General features: G+C 61.9%; 4 protein-coding genes. 3 read left to right on the forward strand and 1 reads right to left on the reverse strand.

The genetic code is table 11. From position 1 onward, the window contains the following. Window positions 1-629: MFS transporter (locus OCL88_RS20710; RefSeq protein ID WP_264963798.1), on the reverse strand; the 629-nt coding region annotated here is incomplete at its 3' end. Between the two features lie 158 nt (window positions 630-787). Between OCL88_RS20710 and rraA the strand changes: the two genes are divergently transcribed. The 3 genes from rraA to OCL88_RS20725 all read left to right on the forward strand — a co-directional run bounded on the left by rraA (window position 788) and on the right by OCL88_RS20725 (window position 4,770). Continuing rightward, the gene (gene rraA, locus OCL88_RS20715) at window positions 788-1,261 is read left to right on the forward strand and encodes a ribonuclease E activity regulator RraA (protein WP_166185947.1); all 474 of its coding nucleotides are present in this window, start codon (window positions 788-790) and stop codon (window positions 1,259-1,261) included. Window positions 1,262-1,374: 113 nt separating this feature from the next. Next, window positions 1,375-3,027: an MDR family MFS transporter gene (locus OCL88_RS20720; protein ID WP_264963799.1), complete on the forward strand. Its 1,653-nt coding sequence runs from the start codon at window positions 1,375-1,377 to the stop codon at window positions 3,025-3,027. Window positions 3,028-3,303: 276 nt separating this feature from the next. Continuing rightward, window positions 3,304-4,770 (forward strand): sugar porter family MFS transporter, encoded by a 1,467-nt coding sequence (locus OCL88_RS20725; RefSeq protein ID WP_264963800.1) that lies wholly within the window; start codon window positions 3,304-3,306, stop codon window positions 4,768-4,770. Window positions 4,771-4,816 lie beyond the last annotated feature (46 nt).

The following is a 4,816-nucleotide window of genomic DNA, read 5'->3' on the forward strand; positions in this document are numbered from 1 at the left end:
AGCACTATGCCGGCCAGCAGCGCCGCGGCGCACACCCAGTATCCCGCGGCAAAGTTACCGGCAACGACGGCGGCAATCACCGCGCCGACCAGAATGCCGACCGTCTGGCCCATAGCGGCCAAACCGCCCACCGTTCCCCGCTGTGGAACGGGAACCCTGTCCGGGACAGCTGCAAAAATCGCGGCGTACATAGCGTTCGCCCCGGCCTGCACAAGGCACCACAGCAAGGTCATGACGGCAACATTGGGGGCACCGGCCAAGGCGACCAAAGCCGCAGCGGCAAGGATCGCCCCCATCAGGACCCAGGGAACGCGGCGTCCGTAGCGTGAGGTTGTCCGGTCACTGAAGGCACCAAAGAGCGGGTTGGCAACCAAGGAAACAGCAGCGCCGCACCCGGTCACCAATGCCAGGATTGCTTCCTTCTCCGCAGCGTTGAAATGCTCCGCCTGTTGCCCCAGGAGGACCTGGAGAGGACCGAAGAAAGCGGCGTTGATGCCAAGGTTGACCAGCACCACGCCGGTGACCCACAGTCCCCGGACGCGTTCCACGGGTTCGGCGAGTGCCGTCGTCGTTCTTGACGCTCCGATCAAAGGGTCGGGGACCGGCCCCGGAAGGTCGGACAAACTCATGGCAGGTTCCCCCCTGTTTCAAGTGTTTGGCTTCAGCCTAGCGCGGGCGGAGGGCGCCCAACCCTCCTGCGCGCCCGTCATATCCACATAGATCCGGTCAACCGTGCCGCCCGCGCGATTCCAGCGTTAGTGTGGCATCACACCCAGAAGGAGAAACCTTGAGCGAGCATCTGAACACGGCCGATCTCTACGACGAGCGCGGCGAGGACCTGGAATCCATCTCTGTACAGTTTCAAAACTTCGGCGGTGAATCGCACTTCAGCGGACCGGCCCGGACTATCCGGTGCTTTGAGGACAATGCACTCGTCAAGACCGTGCTTGCTACTCCCGGTGAAGGCGCTGTCCTGGTTGTTGACGGCCAAGGGTCATTGCGTACCGCCCTCATGGGGGACCTGATCGCGGCGAGCGCCGTGGCCAACGGATGGGCGGGCGTCATCATCAACGGGGCAGTCAGGGACCGTGAAGCGCTGGCAACTTTGTCCCTTGGCATAAAGGCCCTGGGGAGCAACCCCAAAAAGAGCGCCAAAACCGGCGTAGGGGAAGTCGACGTGGAGATCGTCATCGACCATGTCCGGATCCAGCCCGGCGTCATGGTGTACAGCGATCCCGACGGCATCCTGGTGGAACGCTAAGGATTCCCGGTTCCGTCCGGCAATTCCTTCGGGAATCAAACAGGGATTAGGATAGTTACTGAAAGCAACTATCTGTCGCTTCCCGATTTCCTTCTGCTTCCTTGGAGAACCACATGTCCAAATACGCCTCAGCCAGGGCCGCCGGCGAGGTGCTGACCCACCGTCAGACCCTCACCGTCATGGTGGGACTCATGCTCGGCCTGTTCCTGTCCTCACTGGATCAGACCATTGTGTCGACGTCCATCTACACCATCGCCAACGATCTTGATGGACTGTCCCTCCAAGCGTGGGCAACTACCGCCTACCTCATCACATCCACCGTCAGCACACCCCTGTACGGCAAACTCAGCGACATCTTTGGCCGACGCCCGCTGTATCTGGTGGCCATTGCGATCTTCCTGGCCGGTTCGCTGTATGCGGGTTCGGTCAATTCCATGACTGAGCTCGCAATGGCCCGGGGCGTGCAAGGGCTTGGAGCAGGCGGCCTCATGGCCCTGGCTCTTACGATCATCGGGGACATTGTTGCTTTGAAGGACCGGGCCAAGTACCAGGGCTACTTCATGTCCGTATTCGGCATTTCCTCGGTCCTGGGGCCCGTGATCGGCGGCGCCCTGGCCGGTGCAAGCAACATCCTCGGTTTTGACGGTTGGCGCTGGGTCTTTTTCATCAACCTCCCCATCGGCCTTGCCGCGCTGGTTGTGGTTTATATGTTCCTGCATCTGCCGGCCCGGCATGTAAAGCAGAAGATCGACTACTGGGGTGCTGCCACCATCACGTTGGGGATTGTGCCGTTGCTTCTGGTCGCCGAGCAGGGCCGCACCTGGGGTTGGGCCTCGGGCGCCTCCTGGCTCTGCTACGGACTCGGCGTGGTGGGCATCGGAGCCTTCCTGTACGTCGAAAAGAAGGCCGGCGATTACGCACTCATCCCGCTTCGACTGTTCAGCAACGCCACCTTCGGGCTCTCGTCGCTGCTGAACTTCATCATTGGCATCGGAATGTTTGGTGCCATCGCGATGCTCCCCATGTACCTGCAGTTGGTCAAGGGCCTCACCCCCACCGAAGCCGGCCTCATGATGATCACCTTCACCATCGGCATCCTGTTCGGGTCCATCAGCGCCGGCCGCACCATCTCATCCTCCGGCGTCTACCGGATCTTCCCCATCCTTGGCACGGCCATTCTTTCCGGGGCCGCCCTGACCATGGGCCTCGTCCTGGGAGTCGATACCGGGCTCTGGGTGCCGGGGCTGATTGCAGTGTTCTTCGGCGTTGGACTGGGCTTCTGCATGCAGCCGCTGACACTGGCGATGCAGGTTTCCGTCCCGCCCAAGGATATGGGTGTGGGAACCTCCACGGCAGCGTTCTTCCGCTCCATGGGCGGAGCCGTCGGCACTGCCGTCTTCATCTCCCTGCTGTTCAGCCTGGCCGCCGACAAGATCGCCGATGGCATGAAGACCGCGGTCTCCAACCCCGATTACCAAGCCGTGATGAAGGACCCTGCCGTTGCCGGCGACCCCGCCAACGCCAAGCTGTTCGATTTCTTCAAGAACGGCGCAAGCAACGACTCCCTCAATGACACCAGCTGGGTCCACGCAGCCAACAGCACCCTCACGAGGCCCATCACTGAGGGATTCGCGCAAGCAATCGATGTCGTCATGCTGACTGCGGCGGGCTTGATGGTTATCGCCTTCCTGATCAGCTTCGCCCTGCCCAACAAGAAGCTCACCGACCCCAAGTCGGCCGCCAAGGAAGCAGCCCCGGCTCACTAGGCTTACTTCTTTAATTCACGGACCCGACGACTCCTTGTGTTCATTTCATTGACGCAACAAAGGTCAAAAGCCCACTTCAGAGCGGGAATTGACGCCTGAGGATCCAAAAGGGATGACATGCATTCACTTAGTGAATGCATGTCATCCTTTCCTTGTGACTGGAAGTTGTCCGATATGACGTGCCACACTGTGTAGCGCGTGTGCACCGGCGTCCCCGTCGGTCAAGCCGATGACGACTGCACCGCGAATCCCAACCACAAGTCCCAAGGGAGAACCATGTCCAACTCCAGCGCTGAAGGCACCCCACCAGTCTCCCGAAAGGTGGTCGGCCTGGCGGTCGCGGGAGCTGTCGGCGGATTCCTGTTCGGCTTCGACTCGTCCGTTGTGAACGGGGCCGTCGATGCCATGAAGGATGAGTTCGTTCTGAGCGGGGCCGTGACCGGTTTTGCGGTTGCCATCGCCCTGCTTGGATGCGCCTTGGGTGCTTACCTGGCCGGCAAAGTCGCCGACCGCTATGGCCGCATCCCGGCCATGAAGATCGGCGCCATCCTCTTCCTGGTGAGCTCCCTTGGAACGGGCCTGGCGTTCAGCGTCTGGGACCTTATCTTCTGGCGCCTCGTGGGCGGGCTCGGCATCGGCCTGGCATCGGTGATCGCCCCCGCCTACATTTCGGAGATCTCGCCCCGCCACGTACGTGGCCGTCTGGCCTCACTCCAACAGCTGGCCATCACCACCGGCATCTTCGCCGCGCTCCTGTCCGACGCACTGCTGGCCAACTCCGCGGGCAGCGCCGCCAACGACTTCTGGCTGGGCATCGAGGCTTGGCGCTGGATGTTCATTGCCTGCGCCCTGCCGGCCGCCGTCTATGGCCTGATCGCCTACCGCTTGCCCGAGTCCCCGCGATTCCTTGTGCTCAACGGCAAGGACAACGAAGCCCGCAAGGTCTTCGACGCCATCATGCCCGGCGAAGACATCGAGCGCCACATCCGCGAGATCCGCGAGGGAATCCAGGAGGACGAACTCTCCAGCAAGAAGGGCTCCCTGCGCGGCAAGGCATTCGGATTGCAGCCCGTGGTCTGGATCGGCATCATCCTGTCGGTGTTGCAGCAGTTCGTGGGCATCAACGTGATCTTCTATTACTCCACCACGCTGTGGAAGGCAGTCGGCTTCCAGGAAAAGGACTCGCTGACCATCTCAGTGGCAACTTCGGTCACCAACATCCTGGTCACCTTGGTGGCCATCGCCTTGGTGGACCGCGTGGGTCGTCGTCCGATCCTGCTGACGGGTTCCATTGGCATGGCCGTGTCCCTCGGGGTCATGGCAGTCGCGTTTTCCTCGGCTACCGGAACCGGCACGGCCATTTCCCTGCCCGGCGGCTGGGGTCCGGCTGCGTTGGTGGCAGCCAACGTCTTCGTGATCAGCTTCGGAGCTTCCTGGGGACCCCTGGTGTGGGTCCTGTTGGGCGAGATCTTCCCTTCACGCATCCGCGCACGCGCCCTTGGCCTGGCCGCGGCAGCGCAGTGGATTGCCAACTTCGCCATCACGCTTAGTTTTCCTGTCATGGCGGCAGCCTCGCTTCCGCTGACGTACGCCATGTACGCAGCGTTCGCTGCGGCGTCGTTCTTCTTTGTCATGTTCAAGGTGCCGGAGACCAACGGCATGTCCCTTGAGCAGGCGGAAACGCTCTTCGTGCCCAAGGGCGTCCCCGTAACACCGCTGCCCACGGCCGACCAGCCCAAGTAGCGCTCAGGCGGCGCTGCCGCACCGTGGTGTTAGAAAGTGTTCTCAC

Source organism: Paenarthrobacter sp. PAE-2 (genome assembly GCF_026013155.1).
In the GTDB taxonomy this organism is placed as follows: Bacteria; Actinomycetota; Actinomycetes; order Actinomycetales; family Micrococcaceae; genus Arthrobacter; species Arthrobacter ureafaciens.